The organism is Cellvibrio japonicus Ueda107 (assembly GCF_000019225.1).
Taxonomy (GTDB): domain Bacteria; phylum Pseudomonadota; class Gammaproteobacteria; order Pseudomonadales; family Cellvibrionaceae; genus Cellvibrio; species Cellvibrio japonicus.
Genome location: NC_010995.1, coordinates 316,438 through 337,935, shown reverse-complemented (window position 1 = coordinate 337,935; position 21,498 = coordinate 316,438). Strand labels below are relative to the sequence as shown.

The window sequence follows — 21,498 nt, the reverse complement described above, 5'->3', positions numbered from 1 at the left end:
ATGGATGAGCCAATAGAGGTTAATAATAAATTTTTCAGCCATAGAAAAATTTATTTAATATCAACTCTCATTGTAGTTGTAGCAATAACTCTTTATTTATTTAAATCAGAGGATAGCGCCCTGTATAAGGTGGAGCCACTGACATCTTCCCTGGTAATTAGAACCAGTGGTGTTTTGAGGCCGTTAATATACAGAGATTTATATTCTCCTCAAGATGGAGAAATCAAATATATAACCGACAATAAAGCTGGCGAAAAAACAAACAAGGGGGATTTGATATTTTCTGTTTTTAACTCGGAAATTGAAAGCCTTTTTTCTCAAAAGAGAAAAGAATATTCAGATGAAGAGTATGAATTCCAACAAAAATTAATTTCCTTAAAGCAGGATATCTTAAAGACAGAATTAGAAAAGTTATCGATAGAAGCGAAATATGAAGGCGCAAAATCGGAGCTTCTTGCTTATAGCAAGCATCCTGATGTGATCCCGACACTGGAGTTGAATATTAAGAAAAGGGAAATAGAGCTCCTGAAAAAGCAAATAACTCAACTGATGAAAATATCAGAAGATCAGCATTTAAACGTAAAGCAATTTGAAAATAATTGGCAGAATAAAAAAGAATACATGAATGTAGAACTTGGTATTTTAAGTGCGACGATAGAGGCATTAAACATCAAATCTCCTATTGATGGAAATATTGAATATATTGATGAGTCTCTTCAAATAGGCAAAGTAGTCAGCAAAGGGCAGGTATTAGGCAGGGTTAGCGACTTTTCCTTTTGGGCGGCTTACTTGGATGTTCCTGTTGCATCAATTGATCGAATCAAAATTGGTGATCGCGTAATTTTAGATGTTAATGGACACTCCGTTGCTGGTTCTATATATCAGATAGATCAAAAGGTAGAAAATCAAACAATAAAAATTATTGCCAAAATAAAGGATGATAATTTAACCATACTCAGATCTGAACTTCGTGTGAATGCATCTATTGAAACAAACGAAAATAGACCTCTTAGCATTATTAGATTCTCAAATAATATCCCACTGAATTCCAAAACTCTTAATGTTATTGCCCATTATAAAGACGGTAAAAAAAACAAAATTGAAATAAAAGTTCAAGAAATAAGTAACGAAAAAATTATTTTTGAAAGCCTTGGAAGCCAGGTTGAAGCTATAGGATTTTATTAAATGAACGAAAAAATATTAACAGCCAAAGATATTTCAAAAGTTTTTTACACAAAAAAAATAAAAACCACAGCCGTAAAAAACGCCAATTTTTCAGTTGGAAAAGGTGAGTTTATTAGCATTACAGGTGAATCCGGATCAGGAAAATCAACATTACTTAATGTAGTTTCCACGATTGAAAAACCCACCACAGGAGGTATCTTTATTGATGGAGAAAATATTTCCTCATTCAACGAAATTCAACTCTCTTATATTAGAAATAGAAAAATTGGCTTTGTCTTTCAAATGTTCAATCTGATAGGACATTTGTCTGTTATTGATAACGTTGCACTTCCATATTTATATGCCACAGGCAATAAGGAAGATGCTCTAAAGAAAGCAGCAGAAATTTTAGACGAAATTGATATGGGACATCGTATAGATCATTATCCACATCAGTTGTCTGGCGGTCAGCAACAAAGAGTCGCAATCGCCAGGGCACTGATTAACAATCCCAAAATTATCTTTGCTGATGAGCCTACCGGAAATCTGGATGTAGAAAACTCATTAATTATTATGCGTATTTTAGAAAGACAAGTTGATACTGGGTGCAGTCTTATCTTGGTAACACATGATAAAATGATTGCTCAACGCGCGGAAAGAATATTAAAAATCGAAGGAGGAGAATTGCTGAATGTTTAAAAGCGTTCCGATTAAAATACCAAATCTTATTTTTTCCTCTATTGTTGTTTTGCTTGTTTTTATATTTCTTTCGTTTCAATCCGAATTATCCAAAGACAGCAAATCAGATTTAATAAATAAAAAATACAACATAAATGGCGATATATATTCAATTTACTTGAAAAATAAGGAAAATTACCAACATATACCTAAAAACAAAGCGGATGAGATCAGTTCTCTTTTAAAGAGCGACGTATCATCGATTTATGTCACTCAAGTTTCAACCGAAAGTGGAGCCTTTGACATAGGATTGATTTCAAATAACTTTTTTTCGTTGCTTGGCATTAAAGATTTTTTTGGGGAAGATATTCAGCTTAATGCTTACAACCAAATAATACTTAATTATAACCAGCTTAATAAACTTAATAATAAATATGAAATTGGTAGCTCCATCTCAATAGCTGGAAACACTTACACAGTAGTTGGTTTTTCTGATACAGAATTTGATGGCATAGGAGATTCTGGAGAACTAGGCTGGATACTATTTGATGGAAACGAATCAATATACAAAGACTATCCTACTGTAAAGAAAAAATATAGGGATGCGTTATTCAAAGCCGCTCCGATTAACTATGTGTTTACTCGCGCTGATAAAAATCAGCATTTCCGATGGAATCAGGAAATACAATCTCTTGGAAACACAAATATATCTTATTTCCAATATACAGCATCTGCTTTCGTTAAATTTCCAATAGATGGATTCACATTTACTCTTGAGCCAGGACTTATTCTTGATCCTCAAAAGTACAATGCAGAGACTGTTAAAAGAATTGGCTATACGATTATTTCCATATTGATACTGCTATTTGTGACGATAAGCTACAGCTTAATGCAACTTGTAGTTGTAACTGAATCTTTTCGTGACTTTAAGATAATGGAAATATTGGGAATACATCCCCAAAAGTTAAAAACAACTTTGATTGTATTATCATCTGTGCCGATAGTGGCTTCTTATATGATCTATTGTTTAAGTATGCCGTTGATAAGCCTTATGGTAAATGATTTTTCATTTTCACTGTTAAATGTCACATTATTCAGTATCGTTTTAATTTTAGTATCATATTCAGTAGTTATTAAATTTTACACCTCGGAAAAAGATAATGTTTTTTTCTCCAGGTCAACCATCTCACAGCGGAATAGAATTTTTAGAAACTCTGCACTTATATTGCAATGTGTAATAATACAAATTTGCATGTTTCTCTTTGCATCTTCATTTTTCGAAACTAAAGAATTTGAAGATTCCATGTTAGGATTTAGAGATGATCATTATTATTTCGGCGCAGTACAAGAAATGCCTTCAGGTGGCACAATAGGAAAAATACAAATACTGCGGGATGCAAGTAAAGCAGAAAATAATAATAAGCAGTATTTGTCTATTCATGGTTCACATCCCTTTGGTGATCCATGGCTGGCTCAAATAAGCCTTCCTTCAGGAGAGCTGATTAACAGTGTTATTACTATTGTTAGCCCTAACTATATTGAGTTTACTAAAAATAAGCTTATTTCCGGAAGAAATTTTGAAAGTAACAATTATCCAGGAATTATTATTAATAAGGTTTTGTTAGATCTATTAGGTGAAAGCACAAGCAAAATTGTCGATTCTAATATTGATTTTCTTATTATGGGGTTACCTATTTCAAAACAAGTGATTGGTGTTGTGGATGATCTTAGAATTAAACAACCAATTATATATATCAACAGTTTTGATACAAAAAACTTTTACGTAGATAGTGACTTTTTTTTGATAAAATCCAATGAAAATCTATCTATTATTGAATCCAGATTGATAGATGATCTTAAAAAAATAGGATGGAAATTAAGTGAAATAAAGCCGCTATCAGAAAAAATAAAGCAATACACTCCAGCGGTAAATGATTTAACTTCATCTGGCTTATATATAAGCCTCATTTCCTTAGTAATAATTATTTTTACAATATTTGCAATACTTGGCTTCGAAGTTAAACAGAAAAAAGACGAACTGTCTATTAAGCGAAACATAGGTGCTCACCCATTTTATTTAATCAGAGAAAATATAATTTCCTTATTTAAGGCAACATTGATATCAGTATTACTTTATCAGTTGTTATATTTCGTATTTATAGCGAGTTTTAAAAAAATCTACATAGAACATCTGATAGATTATAAACTTATGATGATATCGTCCAGTGTTTCAGTTATTTTCTTTATTTTTTCAAATATAGCTTTCATTGCTATCTCTGTGACTTTTATTAGACGTTATGTATACTCAAAAAATAGTCATCTCTGATTTTTTAGCTCGACTTTAAATTATAAAATGGTACCGAAGGATGCAGGTTAATTCAGAAACACATGAAAATTATATGCATGTGCCGTTTCAGGTAGTAAATATAGTTTCCTCTAAAGTGCTTTGGATATCGAATGAATTCGAAAGTGATTATGGCTTAAGAGGATTCGATATTTTCAAGGAAAAATTTTCTCTAATTTCTCCTGACTATAGATTGAGAGATGGTATGACATTGGATTTATCCACTGCTTCAACGCTATTTGCTGAGCGTTATGGTGGCAATGGTGTTGGAACCAATGGTGGTGGAGCAAGAACAGGTAATCTGGAAAATTTTCAATTAAAAGGGGTAGGAAAAAATATTTTAGCTGCCAACACAACAGATGATTGGCATAGCTATGGCGGATTGAATTTAGTTGATGCAGTAATAGAGACCATTAGTTATCTTCTGTTAAAAAATATATTGCCAATAGGATGTGTAAAAATATATGGAATTATCATAACAGGGGATGAAACTGCATATTTGCCGGGGGGAAAGATCGGACCAGGTGCTATTTTGGTCAGAGAAAAAGTGACCCGGCCGGGGCATTTCCTGCCATGTCCAGCATACAATGTGAAGGAAATACAAGATATTCCACAAGACAGTTATCGCTTGAGATATATAAACAAAATATTATATAAAAAATTTAGAGATCCAAGAGAGCTTGCTGTTGCACTCGCAAAAATGGCTTCAATGATAGCAGATCAGTTTGGATTTTCTAAGATAGCAAGAATTTTCCATGGAAGTATTTCAGCCTCAAATTTATCGATAGATGGCAGATGGTTGGATCTCACTAACTGTACTTTTATCAACGATGTACACAACTATGTTGGCAGCACGCCCTTTCATGCTGAAGGCATCCACATAGTATCTATATTAGAAGAATGGATTTATACAATAAGAAAATATAATAATCTGCGATTTAACGAAAGAATTATCCTGGATTATTACGCCTCTCAGTTAAAGTCCAGCTGTTATAAACATATTGGATATTTGTTTGCAATTCAAGAAAAGGAACTGCTGCCTTTTCATCAGCAATCTTTATTGTTGGATTTTTTTAATGAAGTGTACAGCCATCTTTTTACAGGCAATAAAAATCTGGTTTATGGAAGACCGACTCAAATAGAAAAAGATGATCTTGTAGTAAATTTCGTCACCTCCGTATTAGTAAAATACTCCAATAACAGAAGTGACTCTACTTATTTCACATCGAAATTTATCAAAGAGTTCATTGTAAGAAAATCTCAATATTTAAATATTAAAGAAAAAAATGTACACGTTGCACATGCCATTTGTTCTTTAAAGCGTTTATATCTGTGCGAGTTTTATTTTATCGGCAGATTGGAGCCTATTATTTATAAGTTGGTAGATAATAAGTGTTATGATCAGCTTGAGGCACTAATAGGTTTTTCCACTGAATATGCATCATGGGTATTTGAAGATGTAATGCTCTGTAACACCTCCCGAACAGTTACCGTCCTTAATGTAGATGGGCATAGGTTAATTTATGATGCGTTGAAAGATATTTTTTATCTGCACCATAAAGATAATGATCTTATTAGCGAATTTTTTTCTTTTAACGAATATTTATCATTTGTTCTAAATCCTGATTTTATTGCTCCTATTTTTGGATTTGATTTCGGAAAATATTTTAAGGCGTTAGCATCAGTTTTAGACTGCATTAATGGGCTATATGAACAGTAAAAATATGGATATTTTAATAAAGATTCTTAATTTTAGAGTCATGCATCAACTCGATACAAAGCCTGAAGAGCTTAATTCAATCATGATCGCGCATCAGAGCCATGGTTATCAAATAGTTTCTGATAGTGGTGGCCAGATGTTGGGTTATCTTATTGTTTGTAAAGTATGTAGGTATTCGATACAAAATCTAATAAACAATGGAGTGATAGCCCAATATGGTTATGAATGGAACGAGGGGAAATTTATTTATATCGATGCGATATGCTTAAAATACAGTAATTTTTCTTCAACCATTCAATGGATTAAAAAATTTATAAAAGAAAATAAATACATTTTTTATGTCAGGAGAAATTGCTTATTTTTTGTCAGCCACAGGAACAACAAAATTCATAAAAAGCTCATATATAGATTTGGTAATAAATAATGGATTTTTACTGCACCAATTCTATTTCATTTTTTGAAAACGACAGCAATTCTGAAACAGAAAAACTGTTTTTTCTTCAGTCTCCTCCTTTTTTTAGGGCATCTTATAACGATGGAAACTTAACCATCAAATTAACTCTGGTGACACTGGGTAATTTCCTGATTGAAAGGATAAATTTATTATATGTATATTTAGGGGATGAAACCAGAAAGGAATTATCATTAATCCAGGGCAGCGATGTTAAAAAATGGGTTATCACTTTAAATATTCCTAACTATTACCACAATAATTTTTCCTTTCGTTTCAGTATTTCCACAAAAAAAGGAGAGTTATTTTTCGACCCAAATGGCTTACACAAATATTCTGTTGACAATCTTTCAAACTTCAAAGTCTACCTTAATCAAGATTGGCATTGGATACAGGAATCGATTATTTATCATATTTTTGTAGATAGGTTTTATGGTCGAGAGTTTAATGTTAAATCCGCAAGTGATGATCAATTTGATTTCATGATGGGAGACCTATATGGTATTCAAGATAAGATTCGCTATTTGATTGACTTGGGAATTAACACTTTATGCCTAACGCCTGTTTTTTCATCGACCACCAATCATAGATATGATGTAGAAAATTACTTTGAAATTGATGAAAAGCTTGGTGGAAACCTGGCTTTTTATCAGTTTATGGATGAGTGTAAAAACAATGGAATTAGAGTAATACTGGATGGTGTTTTTAATCATATTAGTCGAAACTCCAAGTTGTTTTTGGATGGTTTTATTAATGGAAAAGAGCCCTGCGCAAATTATTTTTGTACCACAGATAATCTTCATGGATATGAGTGTTTTTGGGGAGTTGCCTTACTGCCAAAGTTGAATTATCGTTCCAGTGAATTGCGAAATTACATTTTTTCAAATGATAATTCTGTTGTTAAATCATGGCTTGGCCCTCCTTTTGATGTTGACGGCATAAGAATTGATGCCTGTACTATGGTAGGACGCTATGCAGATGTTGATCTGCAAAAAGAGATTTTATCAGGCATATATTTTTCCGCTAAATCGAAAAAGAGGGATTGCTATATTCTTGGAGAAAACCCTTTTGATCCTACAGATTTAACTCCGTTTGAACATTATGATGGCATAACAAACTACAGTGGATTCTATACGCCCTTGCTAAAATGGGTTTGCACAGGAGAACTTGAAACGTTTGAGTTTGTTATGCATTTAAATCGATTTAAGGCACTGCTTGGTTTAGGTTTTTTGTTACGAAGTCAAAATTTTATTGGAAATCATGATAAAAAACGTTTTTTCTCTATTCTGAATAAAAATCGAAAGCTCTATCATGTGTCTTTAGCTATCTTATTTTTTTATCCAGGGGTTCCAACCCTTTATTATGGTGAAGAATATGGACTGATGGATTCGTCAGTTGAAAATGATAGTAGGATGTGTATGAAATGGTTTGATTTTACTGATTGTGAATTGGAAATTAACGAATTTATCAGGCGCTTAATCTATATTAGGAACTCACACAAATTTTTATCCTGTGGTGATGTAATTTTTAATTACTACGATAAGGATACTCTTATTTTCACGCGGGCATACAACGATCAATATATATGTGCATTGGTAAGCAAGTCTTCTTCTCCTGAATTGAATACTCGATTTGACTTTTCTTTTATAGCTAAATTTTATGGAAGTGATTTCTTTACTGAAAAATTTGGCCAGTTAGTTGATATTTGTATTGAAAATGAAATATGTATTGTTCACGGACACCTTGAAAAAGGGGTTTTATTGTTTTCCAACCACCCTTTATAAAAAGGAGATAAATCCTTCTTTATCAATCCGGTATTACGCCAACAACTGCCGCATCGCCTGATTCAACTGCATTTCCAGATCTGTTTTTATCTGCAAATAATGACTCAGTTGCAAGCCTGTTTGCTGGACAATAGTTTCCCGGCAGAGGGAGAGGTCAAGGTCTGTGATGTATCCGGGATAATGTTCCCCGGTACGGCGGTGACCGAGGATATAACGGGCAACGGCGGGCATAAGTTCATCACCATAGGCCAAGGGTGAAAACTCCTGCTCGTCGCAGTAGAGCGAAAATAACAATTGTCCATCGGCGTTCATGTCAGCGATGGCTTTGATATTCATTAATGGTATGCGCATCCATTGCGCTGGGAACTGTCTTGCTTGTACTAACAAAGGCCCGCTACGCCCGGACGAAAGATAGTGGCGGGCAGGCTCCAACTCGTATACCTGGATGTTATCGAGCATTAATGCTGAATGCAGATCGCCAGACCACTGCTGGTGCTGGAGTGCATTGCGAATAAAAATCAGCAGCGGACGCAGGAAGGTCTGCTGGTTGTAATAGTGGGCACGCGCCGTAAATAGCGAACCTTTTTCATCGACCAACATAATACGTGCCCAATGTCGACTATCGTGCGCTGTCTCTACGTCAACTTGATAGAACAAATAAATGCCTGGCACCTTGATCGTTTGGCTGATGGCAGCCAGGGGTTTATCGCGCAACGCATAGCGATCAACCACCAAAGGACTGTAGTCAGCTTGTGGCTGGCTGAGTTTTTCGAGCAGGCGATCATAATCCTTGTAGCGATACACCTGCGGCTGTTGTTGCAAAAATTGCAGCAGCAAGAATTCATCGCCGGTTTCCAACAAATAACGACTTCCCGATGGGCGCAGGCCGGAGTAAAAGCAATGGATGAGATCGCGCCATAAATCGGTGAGACGCTGAGCGATATTGGTGCCCTGGCCAAGGCTGAAACAGCGAATGGTTAATTCCGGCAGCGCCGGGCGCCGCCCCGGTGGCAACAAGCGCAAGTAGTGCAAGCACTGCTGTCCCATAGTTCTACTCATAAGGCGAGCCTCATTTGAGGCTCGCTTTTTTTATGATTCGGCGGGTCCGGTATCAGGATGCTTTTTAGACTCCTACGCTCAAACAAATTTAACTGAATTACCCTCATGATCCGTTGAACTGTCCATCCCGCTTTAGTGCTGTGACGCGAAAATGCCAACAATAGATACGTAATCATGGCAATCCAAATTTGTGTTAACACCGCATTTCTTGAAGTGCCCACAAACGCTTTGATCTTCAGGTTTTGTTTGATCGCTTTGAAGAACAACTCCACCTGCCAGCGATCCTTATAAATCGCTGCAATTGTGGCCGCCGCCAGCTGAAAGTTGTTGGTGAGAAACTCATAGAATTTGCCGGTTGTTGCGTCACGATAGCCAATTCGACGCAACTTCGGTGCGCCGCGTTTGATCGCATGAGCGCTGGATAATTGAATGACCTGATCACTGATAATACCTTTGCTGCTGTCGGCATAGCGACGTTCTTCCACGCGATAGACGGCTTTGGCGCGCAAGCGGGTTACAAAGAAAACTCCTTTATCTGTCAATAACTTAAACCAGCGGTAATCCACGTAGCCTTTATCAAACGCAACGATGCTGCCTTTGGGAAAATCAAATTTTCGTCCCTCAATCATGTCGTTTTCCTGGCCATCACTGAGTGCGACAAACTCCGGCACTTGGGTGCCATGATTCAGGCCAACACTTAATTTTACATTTGCTGTGTCATCTCGATGCGCCGCCCAGGGAAATACCGACAGCGATAAATCAATCGCGCTGGCATCAAGGGAGTACAGCGGATTTTTAAACTGGAATTTGTGTTTGCCCTGCATGGATTTACAGCGGTGAAGCAGACGAGCAAATACGTGTTTGTAGAGTTCGGCGGGCTGTACTTCGTTGATTCGTGCCAACGTTGAACGGGCTATTGGCTTGGCACCGAGATGATAAAGTTTATGCTGCTGTGCTTCGAGATTGGATTGAATATCACGCAAGCTTTGGCGGCCAGAGAGCTGCGACATGGCCATGCCGACAAATTGATCCCAGCGGGTGGCCGAGCGCAATTTTTGGCCGACATGATGCTTTTTAGCTTCCGCTTCAAATTCATGTCTCGATAAAGGTTTGAGTAGTTGATGAAATGCGGTGTTAGAATGTGACAAAGCCTGTTTTCCTTTGTTTTACCAATGTTTGGTCGCACTTACATTGTATCAACTTGGAAAACAGGCTTTTCTTTTATCTACAAACTATGGGACAGCAGTGGTAGTGCAAGAGTGCATTCACCAGGGCATCCTGCGGATAGTGGCGCGCAACCAATTCGCCCCAGGAGTTCAGTTGCACAATGTCCACACTCAACACCAGGTTTGCGCGAAAACCACTGAATCCCAGCGGATCACTTTGCGCACTGAGCATTTGCATCCCTCTTTTATGCAATTCTGCCTGCGGCTCTACCCCCAGGTTAAACAGCATCAGCACTTTTTCCACACGCGCTGCCGAGGTAAATGCCTGGTGCTCGGGTTGATGCGGCTCAGGCAACCATTGCAGGATTGCCTGCAACAGTTGTTGCTTTTGCAGGGCGGTGATCTGGTAATCCTTGCTGATCAAATCGACACGGGTCCCCGGTACCAGCAAGCCATTTACCTGGCTCCACACCAGTAACTCCACCAGGCTGCGCGCGCGGCGCACTGGCTCGACTGCGACAGAGCGCAGGGTTAAATCCTGCTGGCTGCCGCGCACCAGTTGCCAGCTCTCGCCCGCAACAGATTTGTCCTGTACAAAACACAAGGCCGGCTCGCTGAGATTGCGCGAAATGCCGGGATTGATGTATTCGACCTTACCCGCCTTGCGCTCGAAGGCAGCGTGTAATTTACGCCCGAGTACCTGCAATTCGTCGGTGCTGATAGCCGCATTCAACCCGAGCTGCTTATTCAACTCTGCCAGGAGGCGATAACTGTGGTTTAACTCATTGACCAGCAATGCGCGCTCGGCAATCACATGGGGCGATTTCCAATAGGCGCGATTGTCAAGCATATGCAGTTGATGGCTATTCCATCCCCAGGCATGGGTTAGGTCTTCCAACAGCACACGCTGCCAGGATTTTTTTGTACGCGCGTTTTTGCGCGAGAGCGGTTTATTGATTTTGAAATACAGGCAGCGGCGCACCAACTCCAGGCGTGCATCCTGGTGACGCGCGCACAGATAGCGCTCGATACGTTCGTAGATCATCACATAGGGATCAAGCCGGTCAACATCCGGCTCGCGCTCATAGAGCGCACGCTTTAGGCTGAGCGCCAGGGGTTCTGTTGCCGTATCTTGCGCTGTATCACCACTGGCATAGACTTCCAGCAATAACAGTTTGAGAACGGATTTATAGGGCGATGCAATGGCTTTGTATAACTGCCAAATCCCGGCGCCGATAAATTCATTGGCCGGGATAAACGGCAATCCACCGAAATCAATCACTTCAGCAGCCTTAATAAAACGCTTGTGCAGGAGTGTTTCGCTGTAGCGGCGGTAATCCGCCTCGCGCGTTACGGGGACGAACCACCAGAGCGGCACCTTACCCGCCAACCAGAGCGCCGTGCGGTAAAACTCATCCAGCAACAAATAATGCTGGGCAGAGCCACTGGCCTCACTGCTCATACTGGAGCATTTTCCGGTTTGGAAATGCTCGCCCGTCATCAGGAAAAAATGTACCTCCAGGTGTATCTGGCTCGCCGCCCAGTGAGTGATCACCTGGCATTTGCGCTCCAGTTCCTGCAGGGCAGGCAAATCCAGCGTCGGGTTATGGCAAACCCAGATATCCATGTCACTGCCCGCCGTGTGGGCAATACTGCCCACACTGCCCATTAAAAACAGCGCATCAATACCCGGTGTTGTCTCAACCAGGTCGCGGGTGTATGTAAAACTGCGAGCGAGAATCCTGGCCAGGCGCAGGCTGTCCTTATCCGGCTGGTAGGCATATACACCCGCCGGGGTAGCACCAGAGATATAGCCGGGCAACATAGGGTGATTGACGTGAAACAGCAGCGGTAACAACTGCATGAATTGTTGTTGCCGCTCGGAAAGGTTGGTAAGGGTACGCGCAACACGCTGCTCGTTCAGCGACAGGAAACGCCGGCGTAACAGCGTCAGTTGTTTTCGATCCAGACCCTCATCAATTCCATGGGTATCAATAGAGGTGGCACTCATGGACGGCCCGCACGGATTCAGTCGGTAGGATTCTGGGGCGAAGCGGCACGCTGATCCCTTCGCGCACGCAGGACCTCAACCAGGGTGTTATACAATTGTTCAGGATTCACGGGCTTGGAAAGATAGCCATTCATCCCCGCTTCCAGGCAGCGCTCGCGATCACCGCGCATCGCCTGGGCAGTAACGGCAATAATCGGCAGCAATTGTGCAGGCCATTGCCGGCGAATTTGGCAGGTTGCTTCAATACCATCCATGATCGGCATTTCCAGATCCATCAGGATGGCATCAAAGGGTTCGCTCGCCTCCGTCACGGCATTAACCGCCTCAAGGCCATTGGCTGCCAATACAGTGACAACCTGTTTCTTTTTGAGGATGCCGCAAATCACTTGCTGATTGACCAGATTATCCTCAACGACCAATACCCGTGCCGATGCCAGGAGCGCGGCACGGTCTTCGTCACCCACCAGCAAGGGGCTGATTTCCTGCAAGCGCTGCTCACGGTTTACCGCCTGGCTGATGGCTTCGAACAAGCGCGACTCACTCACCGGTTTGCTGAGGAATTCATCCACCAAAATCGCATTGGGATCGGTGCTGGAAATTTCGTCGCGATGATAGGCAGAGATCAAAAATACCTGTGGTTTACAGCGCAAGCTGCGGTCTTTTTTGATCATGCCAGTGAGTTGCAAGCCATTAATCGTTGGCATGCGATAATCGAGTAACACCAAATGATAAGGCTGGCCGAGATTATCCGCCTGACGGATTTTATCCATAGCCTCCAGCGGCTTGTCGGCCTCATCCACTTGCAGGCGCAAACTGCGCGCTGTACTCGCAATAATGGTACGGGCAATGGTGTTATCGTCCACAATCAGGACACGGATATTGCTAAGTTCGCGCGGTTGGTTCACCAGGGTTTTTTCTCCCAAACGGCTGGGTTCAAAATTGGCGCTAAAGCTGACTTTACAGCCCCGGTTGGGCGCGGATTCAATACGCATGTCACCCTGCATCAACTGAATCAGATGATTGCAAATACCCAGCCCACAGGTTGAGCCGCCGGTCTCCTGGCTGCCCTTGAGCAAACGCTCTTTTACATGGCTGAGTTTTTCCGCCGTCATCCCCAGGCCGGTGTCCTCTACACAGAACTCTAGCACTAATTGCTCTCCGGGGAGACGCTTCACTCTTACAACCACCTGATCGCGACGCGAATACTGAAAGGCGTTGCTGATCAGGTGATTCAGTATTTGGCTCAAACGCGAGGCATCGCCGCGTAAAAAACGCGGCACATCCGGCGCTATATCGTAGGCAATGCTGACATTGCGGTGCAGCGCGCTGATCTCAAACAAACGCGTGATTTTTTCAAACACTTGCTCCAGGTCAAAATGGGCATGCTCAAGAATGACCCTGCCCGCCTCGATTTTGGAAAAATCCAACAGCTGGTTGATGATTTGTAACAGCGAATCCGCTGCCGAATTAATGCTGGTCAGGTAGCTCTGTTGTTGCTCGTCCAGCGGGGTATCCTGCATCAAATAGCCAATACCGATAATCGCGTTCATCGGTGTGCGGATTTCATGGCTGATACGCGCCAGGAATTCGCTTTTGGTTTTACTGGCCATATCCGCCTGGGTTTTGGCATGCAACAACTCTTCCTGGGTTTTGATAAAACGGGAAATATCGGTATTGATTCCCACACAGCGGGTGGGCCTGCCATCGGCATCCGGCTCAAAGAATTTGGCTTTGGAGTGCACCCAAATGCTGTGGCCATTGCGGTGCAGCATGCGGTATTGCAATTGCAGGGAATCGCGACAGTTATGCACGGCAACCCGGTACTCCTGCAGCAGGTTGTCCACATCTTCCGGGTGGATGAAATAGTCCTTGAGGGTTTGCAGGTTGCCGGGCAGCTCTTCATAGTCATAGCCCAGCATGCGCAGATAACTGTTGCTGAAATAGATCTTGTCGGTAATGAGGTCCCAGTCCCACAGGCCATCGTTGGTCGCCTCCATGGCATATTGATGGCGACGGTCGCGCTCCTCCAGCAAACGCAGGCGCGCCTCCAGAACTTCCAGCTTGGCCTCCGCGCTGTCCAACTTCTTATCCATGCCGCCCCTGCCTCAAAAACCCGACCTGCACATCAATATTTACCCGTGATGTTATGTTTACCCATGATATTTATCCGCCTGACACCGGCCTTACCGTTGAGCCAGATGCCAAAACGCCTAAAAAATAAACTGTAAAAACCCAAAGACTAGCCCAATTTGGTGCAATTGCCAGACCGAAACGACCAGGATGTGAAATAAATTTTGACGACGCCAGGCAACCATCAAACGAACCCTGGCAACTTGCCTATACCCAATAAACGTTTTACCAGGTCATTTTATTAACATTTTGATTTATAAAATAAAAATGCCGCACCCCGGCGAAGGGCACGGCATTGGAATCCTGGTGCCGGGCCCGCTAGCGGCTGGCCAGGCTGGCCTTGGCTCGCTCAATAGCTGCTTTGACCTGTACCGGCGCCGTGCCGCCAATATGGTTGCGGGCTGCCACCGAGCCTTCCAGTGTCAACACAGCAAACACGTCCTGCTCAATAACGGTCGAGAACTGCTGCAATTCCACCAGGCTCATCTCGGACAGGTCTTTACCGGTTTGAACACCATAGGCCACAGACTTGCCCACAATTTCGTGGGCATCGCGGAAGGGGACACCGCGACGCACCAGGTAATCCGCCAAATCAGTGGCCGTAGAGAAGCCACGCTTGGCCGCTTCGTACATTTCCGCCGTGCGCGGCTGGATAGCCGGCACCATATCAGCAAAGGCGCGCAGGCAATCCTTGACGGTGTCGATAGCGTCGAACACCGGCTCCTTGTCTTCCTGGTTGTCCTTGTTATAGGCCAAAGGTTGGGATTTCATCAGGGTTAAGAGCGCAATCAGATGGCCATTCACGCGGCCGGTTTTACCGCGTACCAATTCCGGGACATCGGGGTTTTTCTTCTGCGGCATGATGGAAGAGCCGGTGCAAAAGCGGTCGGGCAAGTCGATAAACTTAAACTGGGAACTGGTCCAGAGCACCAGCTCCTCACTCATGCGCGACATATGGGTCAGCAGGATGCTGGCAAAGGCGCAGAATTCGATGGCGAAATCGCGGTCGCTGACCGAGTCGAGCGAGTTTTCGGTCGGTGCATCAAAACCCAGGAGTTGCGCGGTGTAGGCGCGATCTATCGGGTAGGTGGTACCCGCCAGGGCCGCAGCCCCCAGGGGCGACTGGTTGACACGCTTGCGGCAATCGATCAGGCGGCCATAGTCGCGCTGCAGCATTTCAAACCAGGCCAGCAGGTGGTGGCCGAAGGTCACCGGCTGTGCGGTTTGCAGATGGGTGAAGCCGGGCATGATGGTATCGGCGTTGGCCTCCGCCACTTGCAGCATACCCTGTTGCAGGCGTGTCAGCTCCTTGGCAATCGCATCGATTTCGTCGCGTATATAAAGACGAATATCGGTTGCCACTTGATCGTTGCGCGAGCGGCCGGTATGAAGCTTCTTGCCGGTAATACCAATGCGCTGGGTCAACAGCGCCTCGATGTTCATGTGTACATCTTCCAGGCTGACTGACCAGGTAAAGGTACCGGCGACGATTTCCGCGCGGATCTCTTCCAGTCCATTGATGATCTGGTCGCGCTCCGCCTCGGTAAGCACACCCACCCTGGCCAGCATGGTGGCATGGGCAATAGAGCCGTTGATGTCGTGATGGTAGAGGCGATAATCAAAACCGATAGACGCGGTGAAACGCTCGACAAAGGCATCGGTCGCTTCGCTGAAGCGGCCACCCCAGGGTTTGATTGGCTGATCGTTCTGGCTCATGAAGAAAGGTCCACCGAAGAAAAAGCGCACAGGCGCGGCTGTTAAACCGGCCACAATGCGCGACCGGCGAATAAGCTAGTATTGGGGCTGTCCCCCAAGCGAGGCGCGCATTATAGCCGAGTCTGGCGTAAAGTTAGGGCCAAGGTATCCATAACCCATAACAATGATCGATTCCATGACATCAACCCCGGCCAAACCAGTCCCTTTCCTGCCCAATCTCTGCGGCACCCAGGTGCTCTTCCTGTTGGTATTGGTTGCCGAGTTGCTGGCGCTGTTGTTGACAATCGCCGATTACGGCTTCCGCGATTTCAATTGGGATCACCTTGCTATGGCCTCAGTGCAAGTGCAGTGGATCATGATCCTCAGCGCACTCTGCCTGTGCCGGATGCGCCACTGGCTGGGCAGCTTGCCACAGGCCAAAGCCGGGCTCATCAGCTATGGCTTGGTACTGGGCATCACCCTTACCCTGAGCCTGATTAGCCAATGGCTGCTCTACGCCATGAGCGGCTTGATCTACCTGAGCGACCATCACTTCCAGGTCAATGGCTGGATAGTACTGGAACACCTGGCACTGGCCGCTATCAGCGCCGGTATCGCCCTGCGCTACCTGTATTTACAACAGCAATTGGCCAACCAGCGCGAGGCGGAAATGCAGGCGCGCATCCAGGCACTGCAATCGCGGATTCGCCCACACTTTCTGTTCAATAGTATGAACTCCATTGCCAGCCTGATTGCCACAGCACCGGACACCGCTGAGCGGGTGGTGGAGGATTTATCCGACCTGTTTCGTGCCAGCCTAGCCGAACCTGGCTTGATTCCCCTGGAGCGGGAGCTGGAATTGTGCCGACGCTATCTGGACATTGAACAATTGCGCCTGGGCAAGCGCCTGGTGGTGGATTGGCAATTGGGCAAACTCGACCCGCAGCTCAAGATTCCCAGCCTGATGTTGCAACCCTTGCTTGAAAACGCGATTTTCCACGGCATAGAACCCCTACCCCAGGGCGGCACCATCGGCATACGGGTGCTGCACAAGGATAAACAATTGCGCATTGTGATTACCAATCCCTACCCGCTCGCCAAAGCGACCACTAAAAAATCACCTGTCGGAGAAGACACCCCCGAATCCAACGGCCGCCACAACCGCATGGCACTCGATAATATCCGCCGCCGCCTCACCGCGCATTTCGGTACCCGTGCACGCCTGTCGAGCAGCGCGGAAAACGGTTTGTTCACCACCTATATCTTTTGCCCACTCAAGGGATAATCCACTATGGATGTTTTGATCGTCGACGATGAAACCCTCGCCCGCCAACGCCTGGTCCGCATGGTGGAAAAACTTGAGGGATTTTGTGTGGTAGCCGAAGCCGATAACGCTGAAAGCGCACTCCACGCTGTGATTAACCAGGACCCTGACATCGTATTGCTGGATATTCGCATGCCGGGAAAAGATGGCCTCGACCTCGCGCAGGACATCAGCAAACTGGATGACCCGCCCGCTATTATTTTCTGCACGGCCTTTGACAACTATGCGCTGGATGCATTTGGCACCAACGCGATTGGCTACCTGCTAAAACCGGTAAAGGCCGAGCAGTTACTGCAAGTCCTCGACAAGGCATCAAACCTCAATAAATTGCAGCGACAAGCCGCCGAGCAAAAACGCGGCACATCAGCGAGCGACAGCCGCACTCACATCAGTACCCGCACAAGGCGCGGTGTGGAACTAATCCCGCTGGACGAGGTGCGCTATTTTATAGCCGACCAGAAATACGTCACCGTATTTCACCTGGGTGGGGAACACCTGCTCGATGAAACCCTCAAGGAACTGGAAGAGGAGTTTGGCAACCACTTCCTGCGCATCCATCGCAACGCGCTGGTATCGGTAAAACACATAGAGGCAATTGAACGCAATGCCCAAGGGCAATACCAGGTTCGCCTGAATGGCTGCGCACAAAAACCCCTGATCAGTCGCCGCCATGTCAGTGGCGTTAAGGACTTTATGAGAACGATTTAATGGGCAAGGACACACACAGATGATCCACTGCGACCAACACGACTACATCGAAATCGTCTGCCTGTACCACTACCCCATCCGCCTCACCCTGACATCCGGCGCGACTATTGAAGGCATAGCCCAGGACACCCAGCACAACGACCAGCGCGAAGAGTGCATCAAGCTCAGTACCGATACTGGCGAGCAACTGGTGGTGTTAAGTGAATTGAAGCAGTTGGATGTACTGGTTGAAAATCCGCATGTAGAACGGGTGGTGTTTGGCTGATGGTGCAATCTGGGGTAATGTTGGTTTTTTAGGAACAGTGATGCTCAAATTGCATTTTTACAATTCTCATTTATTCCTTTCGAACCATTAAAAATATCTTTATAGTCAGACAGATGAGGAAACCCAGAGAATGATATTACGCATTCCATCGGGTGAAAAATGAGCATGCACGGTTTGTTGCTTAGCCTAACGGGATAAATCTGTCTAAAAGCCTTTTGAATCAAAAGGGTTGGAGAGAATCCTGAAACAGGGTTGAAGAGAGATAACGCGCATGCGGGGTATACAAATGTTAGGGCAAAAAAAGATCTAAAAGGAGATAATCGTATGTTTATAGTTTTTTTGAAGTTCTCGGAAAATAAGTCACTCGCAAGCCAATTTATGGATGGCCACAATCAGTGGATAAAACAAGGGTTTGATGAAGAGGTTTTCTTATTGGCTGGCAGTCTACAGCCAAATCTCGGAGGTTCAATCATTGCACACAACACAACCTTAGTTGAGCTTCAAAATAGAGTTAACGAAGATCCATTTGTTAAAGAAAGCGTTGTAACTGCAGAGGTTTTTGAAATATCACCAAAGAAAGCCGATGCTCGTTTAAATTTTCTTGTTGGTGCATAGGGGGCAATCAAAAGCTCTAACAAAGTAGTCAAACACCGTTCCGCTTCGCTCCACTGGACAGAATTTAAGTCGCGGCTTTGTGGTTTTGCTGCGCAAAAGTAATCCATAAAGCTCCAACTTACAAACTGCTCCTGCACTTAGCGTTAGTCAAATAGGAAGCTATGCAGTATCTTCAAAAATTTATCACTGAAAGCCATCGGGAGTTTCAAGCATTGGCTGATACGGTATGGAAACTCAACTGTTCCATTGACGACCTATATGAAGAGGAAAAAGCTAAGCTTGCCGCCTACTTTCCCAGCAACAAAGAACTGCAAGCATTACGCTGGCGTCATGAAGGGTACATTTTGGAGCAAGTAATTCCTAAAGCGCTTAATTACTCTTTGATAGTCTTTGTCCATATAGAACTAGAAACACGATTGATGAAGTTGTGCAACTATTTGCATGAAAGCGAGAAGCTTCCCATCAAAGCAAAAGAGCTTAATGGGCAAGGGGTCACTAAGTACTTGAAGTATATAGAATCATTTTTTGGTGCGAATATAAATAAAATCGATGAAATCGAAGACATTCTATCTCTAGGACAAATTAGGAATTGTATCGTGCATACAAATGGATTCGTGAACCTTTCATCCAATAGCGCAGCTTTAAATAAAATTATTAATCAAGGCAAATACCTTACTAAAGATAAAATAGATCTACGCTCTGGTGAGCAGGCATTGATCAAATTAGAAACCACTGACGATGGAGAGCGCTTAAAAATTGATTTTCACTATCCATTTATCCTATGTGGCTACGCAAGTCGGTTTTTGGAGTCTTTAGTGCGGAGTTTGAAAAAGTGACTAATAAGGCCAATCACTATAGCCCTTCGGGCTGGGCTGCCCAACCTACGGGAGCTGTGATTCAGTTTCCGCTTTTGGCCGAAAAGCGCCATATACAACCCTAGCCCACAATAAACATAAATCCGCTATTGGTTCAGTTCCAAACTTGTATAATTCCGGTCGTCCTAAAATAGTGTGCCAGCGATTGGGTTACCGGCTGGCGCCACTTCCGGAGTTACTATGTCCTATTTGCCCAAATTTACCCTCTTTGCTTGCTGTGTCGGTTTGTTGTCCTGTGCGCAAACACCCGGCACAGGCCAAAGCGCTGCTGCCAGTACGGCACATACAGCTGCTAACAACGCCGGCTCGGCGCCGCTTACTACGGGTACGGCGACACAACAAGCGCCGTTGAGTGATGCTGATTTTGCCGCTTGTATCGACAGGTTTTCCCGGGATGCGATAAACGCCGGTATTTCCGAGCAGGTTATCCGTACCAGTTTGCAGCGGGCGACACTTAACCGACGGGTGCTGGAATTGGACCGCCAACAGCCGGAATTTACCACTACCTTTGCCGATTATTTTAATCGCCGTGTCACCGCCCAGCGCGTTGCCCAGGGCCGTGCGCTTTGGGCGGCGCATCGGCCACTGCTTGATCGCATTGAGCAGGCGTACGGAGTACCTGCACCCTATCTGCTCGCCTTTTGGGGGTTGGAGACCAATTTTGGCAGTTACTTTGGCAATATCCCTGTAATGGATTCACTCGCCACATTGGCATGCGATACCCGGCGCAGCGGATTTTTTACCATTGAATTGATGAATGCTTTACGCATTGTGGAACAGGGTGATATAGCGCCGAAAAAAATGGTTGGCTCCTGGGCTGGCGCCATGGGTAACTTCCAGTTTATGCCATCGGCCTATTTAAAAAATGCGGTGGACTTTGATGGTGATAACAAGCGCGACCTTTGGCATAGCAAGCCCGATGCCATGGCATCGGCCGCCCATTTTTTGCGTAACCTGGGTTGGGTTTCTGCCGAGCGCTGGGGACGCGAGGTGAAATTGCCGCGCAACTTTCCTTTTTTGGAAGCGGGGTTAAAAAACCACAAATCCATTGCTGAGTGGCGCAACCTGGGTGTGACCCGCGCCGACAACACACCGCTGCCACCAGTGGATATACAGGCATCGCTGCTGGTACCGGCTGGCCATGAAGGCCCGGCATTTTTGGTGTATGAGAATTTTAATGTGATTATGCGCTGGAACCGCTCTGAATTTTATGCGCTGGCCGTAGGCCAGTTGGCCGACCAGATCGCCGGTGGCGCTCCCCTTGTGCAAGCGCCGCCCACAGATGCACCGCGCTTACATCGCCAGCAGGTCATACAACTACAGGAAGCCCTTGGCCAAAAAGGCTTTTATCACGAAAAAGCCGATGGCATTTTTGGCCCGGCCACACGCCGCGCACTTAGCGAATTCCAACACCAGCAAGGCTTGATTGCCGATGGTTTTCCCAGCCGGACACTGTTGACCATGCTGGGGGTACTCAGCGATTAAAGTCGCTATCCACATAAAAAAACG

Annotated in this window: 16 protein-coding genes; 11 read left to right on the top strand and 5 right to left on the bottom strand. The window is 44.4% G+C overall.

Annotation, left to right across the window (positions count from 1 at the left end; genetic code table 11):
• The 5 genes from CJA_RS01285 to CJA_RS01260 all read left to right on the top strand — a co-directional run bounded on the left by CJA_RS01285 (position 1) and on the right by CJA_RS01260 (position 8,141).
• Positions 1-1,185 (top strand): efflux RND transporter periplasmic adaptor subunit, encoded by a 1,185-nt coding sequence (locus CJA_RS01285; RefSeq protein ID WP_012485944.1) that lies wholly within the window; start codon positions 1-3, stop codon positions 1,183-1,185.
• Entirely contained in the window at positions 1,186-1,863 is a 678-nt protein-coding gene (locus tag CJA_RS01280) for an ABC transporter ATP-binding protein (RefSeq protein WP_012485943.1), read from the top strand.
• Positions 1,856-4,168 carry an efflux ABC transporter permease gene (locus CJA_RS01275; RefSeq protein ID WP_012485942.1) on the top strand — a complete coding sequence of 771 codons (2,313 nt, stop codon included), beginning with the start codon at positions 1,856-1,858 and terminating at the stop codon, positions 4,166-4,168. Before CJA_RS01280 ends, CJA_RS01275 begins: the two co-directional genes overlap by 8 nt.
• A 40-nt stretch (positions 4,169-4,208) precedes the next feature.
• A complete protein-coding gene (locus CJA_RS01270; protein WP_012485941.1) occupies positions 4,209-5,906 on the top strand; it encodes a hypothetical protein in 1,698 nt (565 codons plus the stop codon).
• Positions 5,907-6,329: 423 nt separating this feature from the next.
• Positions 6,330-8,141 (top strand): alpha-amylase family glycosyl hydrolase, encoded by a 1,812-nt coding sequence (locus tag CJA_RS01260; RefSeq protein ID WP_012485940.1) that lies wholly within the window; start codon positions 6,330-6,332, stop codon positions 8,139-8,141.
• Positions 8,142-8,174: 33 nt separating this feature from the next.
• Here the strand turns inward: CJA_RS01260 and CJA_RS01255 are convergent, their stop codons facing one another.
• The 5 genes from CJA_RS01255 to argH all read right to left on the bottom strand — a co-directional run bounded on the left by CJA_RS01255 (position 8,175) and on the right by argH (position 16,223).
• Positions 8,175-9,200: a hypothetical protein gene (locus tag CJA_RS01255; protein ID WP_148208774.1), complete on the bottom strand. Its 1,026-nt coding sequence runs from the start codon at positions 9,198-9,200 to the stop codon at positions 8,175-8,177.
• Positions 9,197-10,348, bottom strand: a complete 1,152-nt coding sequence (locus CJA_RS01250; protein ID WP_012485938.1) for an IS4-like element ISCja2 family transposase — start codon at positions 10,346-10,348, stop codon at positions 9,197-9,199. The genes CJA_RS01255 and CJA_RS01250 overlap by 4 nt, the downstream gene beginning before the upstream one ends.
• A 73-nt stretch (positions 10,349-10,421) precedes the next feature.
• Positions 10,422-12,377 carry a class I adenylate cyclase gene (locus tag CJA_RS01245; protein ID WP_012485937.1) on the bottom strand — a complete coding sequence of 652 codons (1,956 nt, stop codon included), beginning with the start codon at positions 12,375-12,377 and terminating at the stop codon, positions 10,422-10,424.
• 17 nt (positions 12,378-12,394) lie between these two features.
• Positions 12,395-14,470, bottom strand: a complete 2,076-nt coding sequence (locus CJA_RS01240) for a PAS domain-containing hybrid sensor histidine kinase/response regulator (protein WP_083766808.1) — start codon at positions 14,468-14,470, stop codon at positions 12,395-12,397.
• A 355-nt stretch (positions 14,471-14,825) separates the two neighbouring features.
• Complete coding sequence (argH, locus tag CJA_RS01235) at positions 14,826-16,223, bottom strand: argininosuccinate lyase (RefSeq protein WP_041550847.1); 1,398 nt, start codon at positions 16,221-16,223, stop codon at positions 14,826-14,828.
• Positions 16,224-16,398: 175 nt separating this feature from the next.
• Between argH and CJA_RS01230 the strand changes: the two genes are divergently transcribed.
• The 6 genes from CJA_RS01230 (at position 16,399) to CJA_RS01205 (ending at position 21,474) form a co-directional block, all read left to right on the top strand.
• Positions 16,399-17,487 carry a sensor histidine kinase gene (locus CJA_RS01230; RefSeq protein ID WP_041551869.1) on the top strand — a complete coding sequence of 363 codons (1,089 nt, stop codon included), beginning with the start codon at positions 16,399-16,401 and terminating at the stop codon, positions 17,485-17,487.
• Between the two features lie 6 nt (positions 17,488-17,493).
• Complete coding sequence (locus CJA_RS01225) at positions 17,494-18,234, top strand: LytR/AlgR family response regulator transcription factor (RefSeq protein ID WP_012485932.1); 741 nt, start codon at positions 17,494-17,496, stop codon at positions 18,232-18,234.
• A 19-nt stretch (positions 18,235-18,253) separates the two neighbouring features.
• The gene (locus CJA_RS01220; protein WP_012485931.1) at positions 18,254-18,499 is read left to right on the top strand and encodes a Rho-binding antiterminator; all 246 of its coding nucleotides are present in this window, start codon (positions 18,254-18,256) and stop codon (positions 18,497-18,499) included.
• Between the two features lie 324 nt (positions 18,500-18,823).
• On the top strand, positions 18,824-19,114 hold the full coding sequence (locus tag CJA_RS01215; protein WP_041550845.1) for a YciI family protein: 291 nt from the start codon (positions 18,824-18,826) through the stop codon (positions 19,112-19,114).
• Between the two features lie 161 nt (positions 19,115-19,275).
• Positions 19,276-19,950, top strand: a complete 675-nt coding sequence (locus CJA_RS01210) for a hypothetical protein (protein WP_041550843.1) — start codon at positions 19,276-19,278, stop codon at positions 19,948-19,950.
• A 219-nt stretch (positions 19,951-20,169) separates the two neighbouring features.
• Complete coding sequence (locus CJA_RS01205) at positions 20,170-21,474, top strand: lytic murein transglycosylase (RefSeq protein WP_012485930.1); 1,305 nt, start codon at positions 20,170-20,172, stop codon at positions 21,472-21,474.
• The last annotated feature ends 24 nt before the right edge of the window (positions 21,475-21,498 follow it).

Excerpts from the sequence above, each read along its gene's own strand:
- argH (WP_041550847.1), bottom strand. The coding sequence starts at position 16,223 with ATGAGCCAGAACGATCAGCCAATCAAACCCTGGGGTGGCCGCTTCAGC.
- CJA_RS01205 (WP_012485930.1), top strand. The coding sequence starts at position 20,170 with ATGTCCTATTTGCCCAAATTTACCCTCTTTGCTTGCTGTGTCGGTTTG.
- CJA_RS01255 (WP_148208774.1), bottom strand. The coding sequence starts at position 9,200 with ATGAGTAGAACTATGGGACAGCAGTGCTTGCACTACTTGCGCTTGTTG.
- CJA_RS01225 (WP_012485932.1), top strand. The coding sequence starts at position 17,494 with ATGGATGTTTTGATCGTCGACGATGAAACCCTCGCCCGCCAACGCCTG.
- CJA_RS01215 (WP_041550845.1), top strand. The coding sequence starts at position 18,824 with ATGTTTATAGTTTTTTTGAAGTTCTCGGAAAATAAGTCACTCGCAAGC.
- CJA_RS01260 (WP_012485940.1), top strand. The coding sequence starts at position 6,330 with ATGGATTTTTACTGCACCAATTCTATTTCATTTTTTGAAAACGACAGC.
- CJA_RS01230 (WP_041551869.1), top strand. The coding sequence starts at position 16,399 with ATGACATCAACCCCGGCCAAACCAGTCCCTTTCCTGCCCAATCTCTGC.
- CJA_RS01275 (WP_012485942.1), top strand. The coding sequence starts at position 1,856 with ATGTTTAAAAGCGTTCCGATTAAAATACCAAATCTTATTTTTTCCTCT.
- CJA_RS01220 (WP_012485931.1), top strand. The coding sequence starts at position 18,254 with ATGATCCACTGCGACCAACACGACTACATCGAAATCGTCTGCCTGTAC.
- CJA_RS01285 (WP_012485944.1), top strand. The coding sequence starts at position 1 with ATGGATGAGCCAATAGAGGTTAATAATAAATTTTTCAGCCATAGAAAA.
- CJA_RS01270 (WP_012485941.1), top strand. The coding sequence starts at position 4,209 with ATGCAGGTTAATTCAGAAACACATGAAAATTATATGCATGTGCCGTTT.
- CJA_RS01245 (WP_012485937.1), bottom strand. The coding sequence starts at position 12,377 with ATGAGTGCCACCTCTATTGATACCCATGGAATTGATGAGGGTCTGGAT.
- CJA_RS01240 (WP_083766808.1), bottom strand. The coding sequence starts at position 14,470 with ATGGATAAGAAGTTGGACAGCGCGGAGGCCAAGCTGGAAGTTCTGGAG.
- CJA_RS01210 (WP_041550843.1), top strand. The coding sequence starts at position 19,276 with ATGCAGTATCTTCAAAAATTTATCACTGAAAGCCATCGGGAGTTTCAA.
- CJA_RS01280 (WP_012485943.1), top strand. The coding sequence starts at position 1,186 with ATGAACGAAAAAATATTAACAGCCAAAGATATTTCAAAAGTTTTTTAC.